Source organism: Streptococcus oralis (assembly GCF_004127215.1).
GTDB classification, from domain to species: domain Bacteria; phylum Bacillota; class Bacilli; order Lactobacillales; family Streptococcaceae; genus Streptococcus; species Streptococcus oralis_BD.
This window is the reverse complement of sequence record NZ_QEWJ01000009.1, coordinates 15,789-30,609: the sequence shown is the minus strand read 5'-3', so window position 1 is coordinate 30,609 and position 14,821 is coordinate 15,789. Positions and strand designations below refer to the sequence as shown.

Sequence of the window (14,821 nt, the reverse complement as noted above, 5' to 3'; positions counted from 1 at the left end):
AAAACTCTCTAATTCCCTTAAAGTAGGAGCTAGAGAGTTTTTTTCTTAATCTTTAAAAGTTGTATGATTGACTGGGCCAGAACCATGTCCGAGTTGAGGAGCGTCTTGGATGGCTTTTGTGATAAAGGCCTTGGCCTTATCAACTGCCTGGTAAAGACTTCTGCCCTTGGCTAGTTCAGCCGTAATCACAGCAGCAAAGGTACATCCAGTACCATGGGTGTGACAGGTTTGAATTCTTGGGCTTTCCCAGACAAATTGTTCATCTTTGGTAAAAAGGAAATCTTTGGCACCACCCTCGAGATGGCCACCTTTGATAACAACGGACTGAGGACCAAATTCTTTTAAAATCAGGCGACCAGCACGCTGCATGTCTTCTGGATCATGGATTGAAAAACCAACAATCTCTTCTGCTTCAGGAAGATTGGGAGTGATAATGGTAGCAAGGGGAAGCAGGTCTGTTTTTAGGTAGGTTCTAGCGCTGGTATTAATCAGGGTATCCCCACTCGTAGCGACCATAACAGGGTCAAGGACGTAGGGACAATCCAGTTTTTTAAGATAGGGCTGGATGATTTCCATGATTTCAGTAGTTGCCAACATCCCAGTTTTTACAGCCTGAGGCTTGATATCCGAAAAGACACTCTCCAATTGGGCTTCCAACATTTGGTTGGAGACGTGCTCGATTAGCTGAACACCTCTGGTATTTTGAGCGACAAGACTGGTCACAACGGCCATTCCATAGACATCTCTCGCTTGGAACGACTTTAAGTCAGCCATAATGCCAGCACCGCCACTAGGGTCAGTTCCTGCAATGGTTAGAGCAACGGGTAAATAAGTCATCTAAAACCTCCCAACCAACTGAAGTTTGTATTCTTAAGAACAAGCTAGTCTGTTTCAGGAAAGTAATAGAAGACCAGCTAGTCCTCATCATCATTTCCACTTCCATCAGCTAGCATTACCTAGATTGAGTCAAAGGGATCTAACAGTCGTTAATCTCAGCTTTACGCACCCCTAGTGGTTGTTTTCTTTTTTCTACAGTATAGCATATTTTTATAGTTTATATAGTGAAATTTGACTGAAAATCTCTCGTTACATGATTATAATTCTATTTTTCGAAAAAATAATAAAAATTATAGTTGACAAATGTAGATTTTAAGAGTATACTTAGAGTCATAATTGACAAATGTAGATTTTGGAGGTGTGCTAATGCAGATTTCAGATGCAGAATGGCAGGTCATGAAGATTATTTGGATGCAGGGGGAGCAAACTAGCACGGATTTAATCAGGGTTTTGGCGGAAAGGTTTGACTGGTCTAAGTCAACCATTCAAACTCTTTTGGCTCGCTTAGTAGAGAAAGGGTGCCTGACTCGGAAGAAAGAAGGTAAGTCCTTTGTTTATTCAGCCCTTTTAACCCTAGATCAAAGCCGAGACTTACTTGTCCAAGATATCAAAGACAAGGTTTGTTCCCGCAGGATCAAGCAGTTGGTGGTTGATTTGATTATGGAATGTGATTTTACTTTGGCAGACTTGGAAAACTTGGAAGCTGTGATTTCTGGAAAAAAAGCCAGCGCAGTTGCTGAAGTAAGATGTAATTGTATGTAAAGGAGATGTCATGTTAAATAGTATTGTAACCATTGTTTGTATTGCACTTATCGCTTTTATCCTATTTTGGTTTTTCAAAAAGCCTGAAAAATCTGGACAAAAGGCCCAGCAAAAAAAGGGCTACCAAGAGATTCGAGTGGAAGTTATGGGAGGCTATACTCCTGAGTTGATTATCCTTAAAAAATCAGTGCCAGCCCGCATTGTCTTTGATCGTAAGGATCCTTCACCCTGTCTGGATCAAATTGTTTTTCCAGACTTTGGAGTACATGCGGACCTACCTATGGGGGAAGAATATGTAGTAGAAATCACGCCTGAGCAGGCTGGAGAGTTTGGTTTTGCATGTGGTATGAACATGATGCACGGCAAGATGATTGTAGAGTAGGAGGAGACTATGACAGAAATTGTGAAAGCAAGCCTAGAAAATGGCATTCAAAAAATCCGAATCACAGCTGAAAAAGGCTATCATCCAGCCCATATCCAGCTTCAAAAAGGGATCCCTGCTGAAATTACCTTTCATCGTGCCACTCCTTCAAACTGTTACAAGGAGATTCTTTTTGAGGAAGAAGGAATCTTGGAACCAATCGGAGTAGACGAGGAGAAGACAATTCGTTTTACACCTCAAGAGTTGGGGCAACATGAATTTTCTTGTGGCATGAAGATGCAAAAAGGAAGCTATACAGTCGTTGAGAAGACGCGAAAATCTTTGTCACTTTTGCAACGTTTTTGGATTACCAGTATCTTTACTGTGCCTCTTGTGTTTCTCATGGTTGGGATGTTGACAGGGACTATCAGTCATCCAGTCATGCATTGGGGCACCTTTTTAGCTACAACGCCTATTATGCTGGTGGCAGGTGGTCCTTATATCCAGAGCGCTTGGGCCAGCTTTAAAAAGCACAATGCCAATATGGATACCTTGGTGGCGCTGGGAACTCTGGTAGCCTATTTCTATAGTCTAGTTGCCCTCTTTGCTGGACTCCCTGTTTACTTTGAAAGTGCCGGATTTATCCTTTTCTTTGTTCTTTTGGGAGCTGTTTTTGAGGAGAAAATGCGAAAAAATACTTCCCAAGCTGTGGAAAAATTGCTTGATTTGCAAGCTAAAACAGCAGAAGTCTTGCGTGATGATAGCTATGTGCAAGTTCTCTTGGACCAAGTTAAGGTAGGCGACCTGATTCGAGTGCGTCCAGGAGAGAAGATTGCGGTTGATGGTGTTGTAGTGGAAGGAGTCTCCAGCATTGACGAATCCATGGTGACAGGTGAGAGCTTACCAGTGGACAAAACAGTTGGAGATACCGTCATTGGCTCCACCATCAATAACAGCGGCACTCTTATTTTTAGAGCAGAAAAAGTTGGTTCCGAGACGGTCTTGGCACAGATTGTGGACTTTGTCAAGAAAGCCCAAACCAGCCGCGCACCGATTCAGGATTTGACAGATAAGATTTCAGGCATTTTTGTCCCAGCAGTTGTCATTTTAGCGGTTCTGACCTTTTGGATTTGGTTTGTCTTGCTTGAGGCGAGCTTTGTGACCTCTCTTCTTTATGGGGTGGCGGTTTTGATTATCGCTTGCCCTTGTGCCTTGGGTCTCGCAACGCCGACAGCCCTGATGGTAGGGACAGGACGCAGTGCCAAGATGGGTGTTCTCCTCAAAAATGGAACGGTCTTACAGGAAATCCAGAAAGTCCAAACTCTTGTCTTTGATAAGACAGGGACTTTGACGGAAGGAAAACCTGTGGTCACTGATATCATTGGTGATGAGGCAGAGGTGCTTGGATTAGCCGCCTCCTTGGAAGAAGCTTCCCAACACCCTCTGGCTCATGCTATTGTTAAGCGAGCGACTGAAGGCGGACTTGAGTTTCATACTGTAGAGAATTTCCAAGCCCTTCATGGAAAAGGTGTCTCAGGGCAAATCAATGGGAAACAAGTCTTACTTGGAAATGCTAAAATGCTAGATGGCATGGATATTTCGACCGCTTATAAGGAAAAACTTGAAGAATTGGAAAAAGAAGCTAAGACAGTTGTGTACTTGGCTGTTGACAATGAAATAAAAGGCTTGCTTGCCCTGCAAGATATTCCCAAGGAAAATGCCAAGCTCGCCATCAGTCAGTTGAAAAAACGTGGTCTCCGAACAGTTATGCTGACAGGAGATAATGCTGGTGTGGCACGTGCTATTGCAGACAAAATCGGAATCGAAGAGGTCATTGCTGGCGTTCTACCAGAAGAAAAAGCGCATGAAATTCATCAACTGCAACAGTCTGGTAAAGTAGCCTTTGTTGGAGATGGCATCAATGATGCACCAGCTCTCAGCGTAGCAGATGTGGGAATTGCTATGGGAGCTGGAACCGATATCGCCATCGAGTCAGCAGGGATTGTTCTGACACGCAACGACCTGACAGGAGTTGTTCGTGCTTTTGATATGAGTAAGAAGACCTTTAATCGTATTCTGCTCAATCTTTTCTGGGCCTTTATCTACAATGTCATCGGAATTCCGATTGCAGCAGGAGTTTTTTCAGGTGTTGGACTGGCCCTCAACCCAGAACTGGCAGGTCTAGCCATGGCCTTTAGTTCTGTATCTGTTCTGACTAGTTCGCTCATGCTAAACGTTACTAATATAGACTAAAAGCGGTGTCCACCGCTTTTTTATTATAAAACAGTTTTGTGAAGCGTTTCTAGTCTGTGCTGTAATAGAGAATGAAAACTTCTGAGCACATTCTTAGGAGACCCAAAACAAATGTGGTAAAGTAGTAGAGTAAAAATTTGCTGAAACGTTTCCAATTAGTATATGAAAACGGATTTATCAAGTTTTAAAAATATTTGAAGGAGAGTTATCATTATGACTCAAGGGAAAATTACTGCATCAGCAGCAATGCTCAACGTATTGAAAACATGGGGCGTAGACACAATCTACGGTATCCCATCAGGAACACTCAGCTCATTGATGGACGCTTTGGCTGAAGACAAAGATATCCGCTTCTTGCAAGTTCGCCACGAAGAAACAGGTGCTCTTGCAGCGGTTATGCAAGCTAAATTCGGTGGCTCAATCGGGGTTGCAGTTGGTTCAGGTGGACCAGGTGCGACTCACTTGATTAACGGTGTTTACGATGCAGCTATGGATAACACTCCATTCCTTGCCATCCTTGGATCACGTCCAGTCAACGAACTCAACATGGATGCTTTCCAAGAGCTTAACCAAAACCCAATGTACAACGGCATCGCTGTTTACAACAAACGTGTAGCTTACGCTGAGCAATTGCCAAAAGTGATTGACGAAGCTTGCCGTGCTGCAGTTTCTAAAAAAGGTCCAGCTGTTGTTGAAATTCCAGTAAACTTCGGTTTCCAAGAAATCGACGAAAACTCATACTACGGTTCAGGTTCATACGAGCGTTCATTCATCGCTCCTGCATTGAACGAAGTTGAAATTGACAAAGCAGTTGAAATCTTGAACAATGCTGAACGTCCAGTTATCTACGCTGGTTACGGTGGTGTCAAAGCTGGTGAAGTGATTACAGAATTGTCACGTAAAATCAAAGCACCAATCATCACAACTGGTAAAAACTTTGAAGCCTTTGAATGGAACTACGAAGGTTTGACAGGTTCTGCTTACCGTGTTGGTTGGAAACCAGCCAACGAAGTGGTCTTTGAAGCAGACACCGTTCTTTTCCTTGGTTCAAACTTCCCATTTGCTGAAGTTTACGAAGCTTTCAAGAACACTGAAAAATTCATCCAAGTCGATATCGACCCTTACAAACTTGGTAAACGTCATGCCCTTGACGCGTCTATCCTTGGTGATGCTGGTCAAGCAGCACAAGCGCTTCTTGACAAAGTGAACCCTGTTGAATCTACTCCATGGTGGCGTGCAAACGTTAAGAACAACCAAAACTGGCGTGATTACATGAACAAACTCGAAGGTAAAACTGAGGGTGAATTGCAATTGTATCAAGTTTACAATGCAATCAACAAACATGCTGATCAAGACGCTATCTATTCAATCGACGTAGGTGATACTACTCAAACATCTACTCGTCACCTTCACATGACACCTAAGAACATGTGGCGTACATCTCCACTCTTTGCGACAATGGGTATTGCCCTTCCTGGTGGTATCGCTGCTAAGAAAGACAATCCAGATCGCCAAGTATGGAACATCATGGGTGATGGAGCCTTCAACATGTGCTACCCAGACGTGATTACCAACGTTCAATACGACCTTCCAGTTATCAACGTTGTCTTCTCAAATGGTAAATATGCCTTCATCAAGGACAAATACGAAGACACAAACAAACACTTGTTTGGTTGTGACTTCCCTAATGCTGACTATGCGAAAATCGCTGAAGCGCAAGGTGCTGTAGGGTTTACAGTAGACCGTATCGAAGACATCGATGCAGTTGTTGCAGAAGCTGTGAAACTCAACAAAGAAGGCAAGACAGTTGTCATCGATGCCCACATCACGCAACACCGTCCACTTCCAGTAGAAGTACTTGAACTCGATCCAAAACTTCACTCAGAAGAAGCTATCAAGGCCTTCAAAGAAAAATACGAAGCAGAAGAACTCGTACCATTCCGCCTCTTCTTGGAAGAAGAAGGATTGCAATCACGCGCAATCAAATAATTCCTCTCGTCGAAAATCAAATGTAAAGCTTGTAGACTTTATTCTTTGATTTTCATAGAGCGGAACTTGAAAAGATCGGAGCAATCCGGTCTTTTTCTGGAGGATAACAAATGAATTTAAATCAATTAGATATTATCGTTTCGAATGTTCCCCAAGTCTGTGCTGACTTGGAGCGGCTTTTGGATAAAAAGGCCGATTATGTTGATGGCAGTTTTGCTCAGTTTACGATTGGCAGTCATTGTCTCATGTTATCACAAAATCACCTGATTCCTTTGAACAATTTTCAGTCAGGAATCATTCTTCACGTCGAGGTTGAGAATCTAAATCAGAATTACCAACGATTGAAAGAAATTGGTACTGAGATTTTACACGGTCCTTCTGAAACCGATTGGGGAACAGAGTCCTTATTAGTTAGAGGACCTGCTGGTCTAGTGATTGATTTTTATCGAATGAAATAAGGGCATAGTAGAGTTTGATTGCCAACAAAAGTTATAGCATAAGAGGGGATTTCTTCACTATTTTTATAAAATCTTCTCCCTACTTTATAAGATAGGAAAAAGAGTTCAATTCGAACTCTTTTTTTGCTATAATGAGGGGAGAAAAATCAGACAGGAGATCGACATGTCAGAACCATTATTTTTACAATCAGTTATGCAAGAAAAAATCTGGGGTGGAACCAAGCTACGTGATGAGTTTGGCTACGATATTCCAAGTGAAAAAATCGGGGAATACTGGGCCATTTCAGCTCACCCAAATGGTGTCTCTAAAGTTTCCAATGGTCGCTACGAGGGAACAGACCTAGCAACTTTGTATGCAGAACACCGTGAGTTGTTTGGCAACCGTCCAGAACCTGTGTTTCCACTTTTGACCAAGATTCTTGATGCCAATGATTGGCTTAGTGTCCAAGTTCACCCAGATGATGCTTACGGACTCGAGCATGAAGGCGAACTTGGAAAAACAGAATGCTGGTATATCATTGCAGCGGATGAGGGATCAGAGATTATCTATGGCCACAATGCCAAGTCAAAAGAAGAACTTCGCCAGCAAATCGAAGCTAAAGACTGGGATAGTCTATTAACAAAAGTCCCTGTCAAGGCTGGAGATTTCTTCTATGTACCAAGCGGAACCATGCACGCTATTGGCGCAGGTATCTTGATTCTTGAAACCCAGCAGTCAAGCGATACCACCTACCGTGTCTATGACTTTGACCGCAAGGACGACAATGGCAACTTGCGTGAACTTCACCTTGAAAAATCCATCGATGTTTTGAACATTGGTGAACCAGCAAATAGCCGTCCGGTGACTATCAAGGTCGATGACCTCCGTTCAACTCTCCTTGTATCCAATGACTTCTTCGCCGTTTACAAGTGGGAAATCACTGGAAAAGTTGATTTTGAAAAGACAGCTGACTACAGCTTATTGAGTGTCTTAGCTGGTCAAGGTCAGCTAACAGTTGACGGGAAAAACTATCCAATCCAAAAAGGTAGCCACTTTATCCTACCAAGTGATGTTGAAGCATGGACCTTGGAAGGACAAGATTTGGAATTGATTGTTAGCCATCCATAAAAAAGAAAGGGCCTGAGTTCATACTCAATGAAAATCAAAGAGCAAACTAGGAAACTAGCCGCAGGCTGTACTTGAGTACGGCAAGGCGACGTTGACGTGGTTTGAATTTGATTTTCGAAGAGTATCACTACTCAAGTCCTTTTTGATTACATAAATTGGGCGATAAAGACCACGATGATGATAATTGGAATGACGAAACGAAGAAGGAAGAGCCAGACTTGGAAAAGTCCCTGTTTCCATGTTCTTTCGTCAAGATGGAGTTCCTCCATAGCAAGAGCCTTTTTAAAGATATAGCCTGTAAAAAGTGAAAGGCAGAGAGCTCCAAATGGCATGAGAAGATTGGAAACCAAGAAATCCATGGCATCAAAGAAGGTTTTACCAAAAATGTGAACATCCGCCATGACACCGTAGGATAGGGCTGAAGGAATTCCAAAAACAAAGGTTAAAATCCCTAAAATGGCACTCCACTTGGCACGCTTGCTGTTGTCCTGATTGGTGATATTTCCCACATTGATTTCCAGCATCACGACAGATGAAGTGACTGTCGCAAAAAGGAAGAGTAAGAGGAAAAGGATGTAGAAAATGGTTCCAAAGGGCATCTTGTCAAAGAGTTGAGGCAAAACGATAAAGAGCAGGCTTGGTCCCCCTTCAGATTGGATGTTGAAGGCTGACATGGCAGGGAAAATGGCTAGACCTGCCATGATGGATACCGAGATGTTCATGGCGACAATGGAAATCCCTGACTGGACCAGATTTGTTTTCTTGTCCAAGTAAGAAGCATAGGTCAGCATGGCTGTAACTCCTAGTGAAAGGGCAAAGAAAGATTGTCCCAGAGCATAGAGGAGACCAGCGCTAGTCAGTTTTGAAAAGTCTGGTTTGAGGAAGTAAAGAACGCCTTCCATGGCATTTGGCAAACTGAGAGAGCGCCCGATGATGACTACAAAGATGATAAAGAGCAGGGGCATCATGACCTTTGAGGCTCTTTCAATTCCTTTTTGAACCCCACGTGATACAATAAAGATATTTAATAAGATAAAGGCAGCTTGAGCCCCTAGAGCAATGGCTGGATTTGAAATGATCGATGTAAATAACTGAGCATAATCACCCGTTCCACCAAGCTGGAACAATTTCCCAAACTCAATGCCTAGATAGACTAAAATCCATCCTCCGATAACACTGTAGAAAGATAAGAGAATAAAGAGGGCAAAGGCACCAATCCAACCGATAAAATTATACTTGCTATTCTTACCAAGTTTTCCAAAGGTTTTGATAGCGGAAACGCCAGCACTACGGCCAAGGGCAAACTCAGCCAGCAGGAGCGGGAAACCAATTAAAATGGTAGAAATGAGAAAGACCAGTAAAAAGCCTCCACCACCATTTGCAGCAGTCATGTAAGGAAACTTCCAAACGGCACCAAGTCCGATGGCTGAGCCAGCAGATGCTAGAATAAAGCCAAGTTTCGAGCCCCATTGCGATTTTTCTGACATAGTTAAACTCCAATTTTGTTTTTCAAATAAGAAAAGGCTACTTGAGTTGTCAAATAGCCCTCTCTCAATGGCTCTTTATGAGCCTTCTGTTTGATTGATAGACTTGACTATCCTACCATGTTTTCTGAAGTCTGTCAAGAAAACCATTTTCAAGTTTTCACAGTTTTCTCAAAAAGTTAAAAAATTTTCGCAAAAATACTTGACTCTGACCTAAGGGGAGGGGTTATACTATCATTGTAAGGAGGAAATCATGTACCATATCAAAGAAGCTGCGCAGCTTTCAGGTGTCTCTGTCAAGACCCTGCACTACTATGACAAGATAGGACTCTTGGTCCCCTTAAAGTCGGAAAACGGCTATCGAACATACAGTCAAGAGGATTTAGAACGCCTTCAAGTCATTCTTTACTACAAATATCTAGGCTTTTCTTTAGAAAAAATAGCAGAGCTGTTAAAGGAGGAAAGGAAAGATTTATTGCCCCATTTGACTAGGCAGTTGGAGTATCTAACTCGAGAAAGGCAACATCTGGATACCTTGATTTCCACCTTGCAAAAAACCATTCAAGAACAAAAAGGAGAAAGAAAAATGACCATTGAGGAAAAATTCACTGGATTTAGCTATCAAGACAATCAAAAATATCACCAAGAAGCGGTAGAGAAATATGGACAAGAAGTCATGAATCAAGCCCTAGAGCGACAAAAGGGTCGTGAAGATGAGTCTACGGCCGCCTTTAACCAAGTCTTTCAAACTTTGGCAGAAAATCTTCAAGCTGGTTTACCTGCAACAGCAGCTGAAAACCAAGAAGAAGCAGCCAAGCTCTTGCAAGCCATTCGTACTTATGGATTTGACTGCTCTATTGAAGTCTTCGGACATATCGGTAAAGGATACGTCTATAACCCAGAGTTCAAGGAAAATATTGATAAATTTGGACCTGGAACAGCCCAGTACACATCAGATGCCATTGCAGCTTACGTTCAGACAAATGCAGAATAAATAGGCTAGGAATTTCCTAGCCTATTTTTTACTTCAAATCATAAAGCCAGTTTTCGCCGTCTTTATAGTAGAAGAACTCACTGAGATCCTCTTCCAGAAAAACACGAAGCATATCTGACATATCATCGGTGGCAAGTTTGAGATGATATAGATTGTCAAAATCCTCCCACCAGACCTTTCCTTCGTCTGAAGACTGGAGTTCACCAGTAAAGTGTTCGGTCTTGTAAAATAGGACGACATAACGATAATCCTCGTCGTCGTACCAGTTTTTGATACCACAGAGTTGGGGTTTGGAAATGATCAGACCCGTTTCTTCTCTCACTTCACGAATGACAGCATCAACAAAGGATTCGCCACGTTCAACATGCCCGCCAGGAAAAGTAATACCAGGCCAGTCAGGGATCACTCGGTCTTGGACCAGCACCTTGTCCCCATTTTTAATCATGCACATGTTGACAAATTCGACTGATTCTCTTCTATTCATTTTTTACACCCTTTGATTTTTAATCATAATGCAGACTTCCAGCCACCCAGCCGGTACAGAGGGCAGAAGTGATGTTAAAGCCACCTGTGTGGGCATTGATATCCAGTACCTCGCCAGCAAAGTGGAGGCCAGGTACCAGCTTACTTTCAAGGGTTTTAGGGTTGATTTCTTTGAGGCTGACACCGCCTTTGGTGACAAAGGACTTAGCCAATGACATTTTACCAGTGACAGGAATTTTGAGAGCCTTGATAGATTGGACAAGCTGGTCACGTTCTTTTTCAGTCAGTTGTTTGACTTTTTCAGGATAGCCTTGCACAAGAAATTCTGCCAAGCGTTCCGGAAGCAAAGTTTTCAAAGCATTTTTCAAGGATTTTTCCCGATTTTCTTCTAGAAAAACTACCAAGTCGCTCTCAGAGAGTTGTGGCAAAACATCCAGTGCGAGAACCTCTCCGCCCTTGACAAAGCTAGACATACGTAGGGCAGCAGGACCTGACAAACCAAAGTGGGTAAAGAGCAGATCATGAGTGATGACATGCTTGCCATAGCTTAGGGTCACGTCATCTAGGGAAATCCCCTGCAAGGCCTTATGCGAAAAATCTGTCAACAATGGGCTCTCAGCAGCTTCAAGCTCGGTAATAGTATGTTTGAAATGACGTGCAATCTCGTGACCAAAACCAGTCGAACCAGTCGAAGGATAAGACTTACCACCTGTTGTGACAATGAGTTTATCACAAGTGAAGGTTTGGTCTGCGGACTTAAGGACAAACTGGTCGTCTATCTTTTTAACCGAGACAATCTCTGTTTGAGTGAGAACTTGTCCGCCTAGCTTAATGATTTTCTTCTCTAAGGCTTCGATAATGGTCCGAGATTTGTCGCTGGCAGGAAAGACGCGGCCGTGGTCTTCAACCTTGAGTTTAACACCGTTTTCCGTGAAAAAGTTGATGATATCATGGTTATCAAACTGGGAGAAGACACTGTATAGAAAGCGCCCGTTACCAGGAATTCCAGCCAGAAGGTCATCTAAGCTTCCGTTATTGGTGACATTGCAACGGCCACCACCAGTACCAGCTAATTTTTTTCCGAGTTTCCGATTTTTTTCGATGAGAAGGGTTTTCTGACCATAAAAGCTACTGGAAATGGTAGCCATCATGCCGGCAGGACCTCCACCGATGACAATAGTATCAAAATGTTTCATAGCTCTATTGTACCACAAAAAACAAGAGATGCTTGGCATCTCTTGTTGCTCATGATCTTAGTTGATTTCATATCCCATCAACAAACCGCCATCTTCTGCATAAAAACTACAGAGACCAGATGTTGGAACGATTTTGATATTGGCTTGTGGGAATGTTTCTCGCAAACGTTCTGAAAGCTGCTGACAGAATTTTTCATTGCTGCGATGAGCCATGACGATACGTCCACCAGCGTAGCCAGCTTTGATGAGTTCTTCATAGGTTGCTTGAAGGGATTTTTTTGCTCCACGAGCTTTTTGTAGCAATTCTAGAGTTCCAGTTTCACTTGCTTCCCCGACCATACGGATGTTGAGAAGGCCAACAACTGTACCGATAAGCTTGCTCAAACGACCATTTTTCACCAAGTTATCAACTTTAGCGAGGACAAAGAGCAATTTTGTTTTTTCTTGGTAGGCTGTGATAGCTTCAACAACTTCCTCAAAAGATAATCCTTGGTCAATCAAATCATTGATTTTTTCGACAATCAAGTCAACTTCCCCACCTGCAGATAAACTATCAATCACATGAATCTGAGTGTCAGGATGTTCTTCAAGGTAGATATTTTTAGCGAGCTGTGCACTGTTATAGCTACCAGAAAGAGCACCAGTGATGGTAACAACAAAGATATGCTTGGCACCTTCGAACGCTCGTAAGTAATCATCAGGGCTAGGACAAGCTGATTTTGAAGCCTCAGAAGTCGCATACATGGTTTCCATCATATGATCAATGTCGAGATTGGCATCGTCAATAAAGACCTGATCAGCTACTTGAATGGTTAAAGGAACACTGACAAATTCAGTATCGATAGCGGGAGCAGGCAGTTGACGATAATCACAACCCGAGTCAGCCACAATCTTCCAAGTCATAGAAATTCTCCATCTTTGTCACTTATACATTGACAAAGGTTCTGTCTTTTTTTACAATTATATCATGAAAGCCCTTGAAACAAAAGTACCACCTCTCTGTTGTCACAAGTAGAAAGAAATTGTTATGTCTGAACGTAAAATATCTGAAAAATCTCTTGAAAATCTCAGAAAATCAAATCAAGAATCTAATTTCTTGACCAGAGAAGCGATTGAGACTGCACTTTTGCAACTTCTGGAAAGAAAAGACTTGGCTAAGATTAGTATTTCAGAGTTGGTCAAGCGGGCGGGCGTTTCTCGTGCTGCCTTCTATCGAAATTATGATTCTAAAGAAGAGATTTTGGAAAGCGTCTTTAAACGCAGTGTTCACAATATCATGGAACAGCTCAGCCACTACGATGTCAAAACGGATCTTTATCTAGTCTGGGTTCACCTTTTCAGGGCAGCCAAGAAAGAAGCTAAGGTTATCCAACTTGCTCTGGACTACCACTTGGAAAAGATTTTTGTTCAAGCTATGCAGGAATTTCTGGAAAAATACCACGGAAAATCAAAAGGTGTCAGCAGCTATCTGCATTCGTTTTGGAGTTCTGCCATCGTATCGGTTCTGCTCAAATGGATCAAGGATGGCATGAAGATTCCAGCTGAAAAGATTGCTGATTTACGCTTGCCATTTTTCAAAAAATAGAGGAAGAGGAGAAGACTTATGACAGAAAAAAGACTGGCTTGGGATGAGTACTTTGCAGCCCAGGCCTTACTGATTGCCAATCGATCTACTTGTAAACGCGCCAAAGTAGGTGCTGTCCTAGTCAAGGATAATAAGGTCATTTCAACAGGTTACAATGGTTCTGTATCAGGAACGGAGCACTGCATCGACCACGAATGTCTTGTCATTGAAGGACACTGCGTCCGAACCCTTCACGCCGAGGTCAATGCCATCTTACAAGGAGCCGAACGTGGAGTCCCTAAAGGATTTACAGCCTATGTGACCCATTTCCCTTGTCTGAACTGCACAAAACAACTCTTACAAGTCGGCTGCAAACGTGTAGTTTATATCAATCAGTATCGTATGGACGACTATGCCAAATACCTCTATCAAGAAAAAGGGACCGAGTTGACCCATTTACCGCTTGAGACTGTTCAGACAGCTCTTCAAGAAGCCAATTTAATTTAGAATTTATAAAAAAATGAATGGTTTAGAAAGCTTTTTAAACCGTTTTTTGATATAATAAGAAGAATAAATTGAAAGAAGGAATTCAGAAAATGGGAAAAATTGAAGTCATTAATCATCCACTTATTCAACACAAATTGTCAATCTTGCGTCGTACAGATACTTCTACAAAAGCTTTTCGTGAGCTCGTAGATGAGATTGCAATGTTGATGGGGTATGAAGTACTTCGTGATCTTCCACTTGAAGATGTGGAAATCGAAACACCAATCACAAAAACAGTTCAAAAACAATTGGCTGGTAAAAAATTGGCGATTGTCCCAATCTTGCGTGCAGGTATCGGGATGGTAGATGGCCTCTTGAGCTTGGTTCCGGCAGCAAAAGTTGGACATATCGGTATGTACCGTGATGAAGAAACCCTTCAACCAGTTGAATACTTGGTGAAATTGCCTGAGGACATTGATCAACGTCAAATCTTTGTAGTGGACCCAATGTTGGCAACAGGTGGTTCAGCAATCTTGGCTGTTGACTCCCTTAAAAAACGTGGAGCATCAAACATCAAGTTTGTCTGTCTGGTGTCTGCTCCAGAAGGAGTGAAAGCTCTTCAAGAAGCTCACCCAGATGTAGAAATTTTTACTGCGGCCTTGGATGAACGCTTGAACGAACACGGTTATATCGTACCAGGTCTCGGAGATGCTGGAGACCGTTTGTTCGGTACCAAATAAGATTCCAAAGTAAATATTGAAACTAGAAGTTCGTTTTTGACTTGAAAGGAGGTTGAGTTTTTGTTTCTGTTTAGAGAATAGAGCAAAGATTTGACCTTTTTTGACC

Annotated in this window: 15 protein-coding genes and 1 riboswitch; of the genes, 10 read left to right on the top strand and 5 right to left on the bottom strand. The window is 42.4% G+C overall.

Going from position 1 to position 14,821, the window contains the following annotated elements; genetic code table 11:
* Positions 1 to 45 precede the first annotated feature (45 nt).
* Positions 46 to 837, bottom strand: a complete 792-nt coding sequence (thiD, locus tag DF216_RS07505; protein WP_129326445.1) for a bifunctional hydroxymethylpyrimidine kinase/phosphomethylpyrimidine kinase — start codon at positions 835 to 837, stop codon at positions 46 to 48.
* An 84-nt stretch (positions 838 to 921) separates the two neighbouring features.
* Positions 922 to 1,020: riboswitch (TPP riboswitch) on the bottom strand.
* 183 nt (positions 1,021 to 1,203) lie between these two features.
* Between thiD and DF216_RS07500 the strand changes: the two genes are divergently transcribed.
* The 6 genes from DF216_RS07500 to manA all read left to right on the top strand — a co-directional run bounded on the left by DF216_RS07500 (position 1,204) and on the right by manA (position 7,768).
* Positions 1,204 to 1,599 carry a CopY/TcrY family copper transport repressor gene (locus DF216_RS07500; RefSeq protein WP_129326444.1) on the top strand — a complete coding sequence of 132 codons (396 nt, stop codon included), beginning with the start codon at positions 1,204 to 1,206 and terminating at the stop codon, positions 1,597 to 1,599.
* Between the two features lie 10 nt (positions 1,600 to 1,609).
* Positions 1,610 to 1,981: a cupredoxin domain-containing protein gene (locus DF216_RS07495; RefSeq protein ID WP_000935075.1), complete on the top strand. Its 372-nt coding sequence runs from the start codon at positions 1,610 to 1,612 to the stop codon at positions 1,979 to 1,981.
* A 9-nt stretch (positions 1,982 to 1,990) separates the two neighbouring features.
* Positions 1,991 to 4,213 carry a heavy metal translocating P-type ATPase gene (locus DF216_RS07490; RefSeq protein WP_129326443.1) on the top strand — a complete coding sequence of 741 codons (2,223 nt, stop codon included), beginning with the start codon at positions 1,991 to 1,993 and terminating at the stop codon, positions 4,211 to 4,213.
* 213 nt (positions 4,214 to 4,426) lie between these two features.
* Positions 4,427 to 6,202, top strand: a complete 1,776-nt coding sequence (gene spxB, locus DF216_RS07485; RefSeq protein WP_129326442.1) for a pyruvate oxidase — start codon at positions 4,427 to 4,429, stop codon at positions 6,200 to 6,202.
* 110 nt (positions 6,203 to 6,312) lie between these two features.
* Complete coding sequence (locus DF216_RS07480; protein WP_129326441.1) at positions 6,313 to 6,660, top strand: VOC family protein; 348 nt, start codon at positions 6,313 to 6,315, stop codon at positions 6,658 to 6,660.
* A gap of 163 nt (positions 6,661 to 6,823) precedes the next feature.
* The gene (manA, locus tag DF216_RS07475; protein WP_129326440.1) at positions 6,824 to 7,768 is read left to right on the top strand and encodes a mannose-6-phosphate isomerase, class I; all 945 of its coding nucleotides are present in this window, start codon (positions 6,824 to 6,826) and stop codon (positions 7,766 to 7,768) included.
* 146 nt (positions 7,769 to 7,914) lie between these two features.
* On the opposite strand, the gene DF216_RS07465 is transcribed toward manA, so the two are convergent.
* Positions 7,915 to 9,255 (bottom strand): sodium-dependent transporter, encoded by a 1,341-nt coding sequence (locus DF216_RS07465; RefSeq protein ID WP_129326439.1) that lies wholly within the window; start codon positions 9,253 to 9,255, stop codon positions 7,915 to 7,917.
* A 250-nt stretch (positions 9,256 to 9,505) separates the two neighbouring features.
* On the opposite strand from DF216_RS07465, the gene DF216_RS07455 reads away from it, so the two are divergent.
* A complete protein-coding gene (locus DF216_RS07455; protein WP_129326438.1) occupies positions 9,506 to 10,246 on the top strand; it encodes a MerR family transcriptional regulator in 741 nt (246 codons plus the stop codon).
* Positions 10,247 to 10,274: 28 nt separating this feature from the next.
* Here DF216_RS07455 and DF216_RS07450 read toward each other — a convergent pair whose 3' ends face one another.
* Genes DF216_RS07450 through DF216_RS07440 form a run of 3 tightly spaced genes read right to left on the bottom strand, consistent with a single transcriptional unit; the run spans position 10,275 to position 12,828 of the window.
* Positions 10,275 to 10,730, bottom strand: coding sequence for an 8-oxo-dGTP diphosphatase (locus tag DF216_RS07450; protein WP_129326437.1), 456 nt, complete (start codon positions 10,728 to 10,730; stop codon positions 10,275 to 10,277).
* 19 nt (positions 10,731 to 10,749) lie between these two features.
* Positions 10,750 to 11,925: an NAD(P)/FAD-dependent oxidoreductase gene (locus DF216_RS07445; protein ID WP_129326436.1), complete on the bottom strand. Its 1,176-nt coding sequence runs from the start codon at positions 11,923 to 11,925 to the stop codon at positions 10,750 to 10,752.
* A 57-nt stretch (positions 11,926 to 11,982) separates the two neighbouring features.
* Positions 11,983 to 12,828, bottom strand: a complete 846-nt coding sequence (locus tag DF216_RS07440) for a DegV family protein (protein WP_129326435.1) — start codon at positions 12,826 to 12,828, stop codon at positions 11,983 to 11,985.
* Between the two features lie 124 nt (positions 12,829 to 12,952).
* Between DF216_RS07440 and DF216_RS07435 the strand changes: the two genes are divergently transcribed.
* The 3 genes from DF216_RS07435 (at position 12,953) to upp (ending at position 14,715) form a co-directional block, all read left to right on the top strand.
* Positions 12,953 to 13,510: a TetR/AcrR family transcriptional regulator gene (locus DF216_RS07435; RefSeq protein ID WP_129326434.1), complete on the top strand. Its 558-nt coding sequence runs from the start codon at positions 12,953 to 12,955 to the stop codon at positions 13,508 to 13,510.
* A gap of 18 nt (positions 13,511 to 13,528) precedes the next feature.
* Complete coding sequence (locus DF216_RS07430) at positions 13,529 to 13,996, top strand: deoxycytidylate deaminase (protein ID WP_000136985.1); 468 nt, start codon at positions 13,529 to 13,531, stop codon at positions 13,994 to 13,996.
* Positions 13,997 to 14,085: 89 nt separating this feature from the next.
* Entirely contained in the window at positions 14,086 to 14,715 is a 630-nt protein-coding gene (upp, locus tag DF216_RS07425) for a uracil phosphoribosyltransferase (RefSeq protein ID WP_000515974.1), read from the top strand.
* Positions 14,716 to 14,821 lie beyond the last annotated feature (106 nt).

What these genes read in the sequence shown, in the direction of transcription:
- DF216_RS07440 (WP_129326435.1), bottom strand. Translation starts at nt 12,828, where the DNA reads ATGACTTGGAAGATTGTGGCTGACTCGGGTTGTGATTATCGTCAACTG.
- DF216_RS07445 (WP_129326436.1), bottom strand. Translation starts at nt 11,925, where the DNA reads ATGAAACATTTTGATACTATTGTCATCGGTGGAGGTCCTGCCGGCATG.
- DF216_RS07490 (WP_129326443.1), top strand. Translation starts at nt 1,991, where the DNA reads ATGACAGAAATTGTGAAAGCAAGCCTAGAAAATGGCATTCAAAAAATC.
- manA (WP_129326440.1), top strand. Translation starts at nt 6,824, where the DNA reads ATGTCAGAACCATTATTTTTACAATCAGTTATGCAAGAAAAAATCTGG.
- DF216_RS07455 (WP_129326438.1), top strand. Translation starts at nt 9,506, where the DNA reads ATGTACCATATCAAAGAAGCTGCGCAGCTTTCAGGTGTCTCTGTCAAG.
- DF216_RS07465 (WP_129326439.1), bottom strand. Translation starts at nt 9,255, where the DNA reads ATGTCAGAAAAATCGCAATGGGGCTCGAAACTTGGCTTTATTCTAGCA.
- DF216_RS07435 (WP_129326434.1), top strand. Translation starts at nt 12,953, where the DNA reads ATGTCTGAACGTAAAATATCTGAAAAATCTCTTGAAAATCTCAGAAAA.
- DF216_RS07495 (WP_000935075.1), top strand. Translation starts at nt 1,610, where the DNA reads ATGTTAAATAGTATTGTAACCATTGTTTGTATTGCACTTATCGCTTTT.
- DF216_RS07500 (WP_129326444.1), top strand. Translation starts at nt 1,204, where the DNA reads ATGCAGATTTCAGATGCAGAATGGCAGGTCATGAAGATTATTTGGATG.
- thiD (WP_129326445.1), bottom strand. Translation starts at nt 837, where the DNA reads ATGACTTATTTACCCGTTGCTCTAACCATTGCAGGAACTGACCCTAGT.
- DF216_RS07430 (WP_000136985.1), top strand. Translation starts at nt 13,529, where the DNA reads ATGACAGAAAAAAGACTGGCTTGGGATGAGTACTTTGCAGCCCAGGCC.
- upp (WP_000515974.1), top strand. Translation starts at nt 14,086, where the DNA reads ATGGGAAAAATTGAAGTCATTAATCATCCACTTATTCAACACAAATTG.
- DF216_RS07450 (WP_129326437.1), bottom strand. Translation starts at nt 10,730, where the DNA reads ATGAATAGAAGAGAATCAGTCGAATTTGTCAACATGTGCATGATTAAA.
- spxB (WP_129326442.1), top strand. Translation starts at nt 4,427, where the DNA reads ATGACTCAAGGGAAAATTACTGCATCAGCAGCAATGCTCAACGTATTG.
- DF216_RS07480 (WP_129326441.1), top strand. Translation starts at nt 6,313, where the DNA reads ATGAATTTAAATCAATTAGATATTATCGTTTCGAATGTTCCCCAAGTC.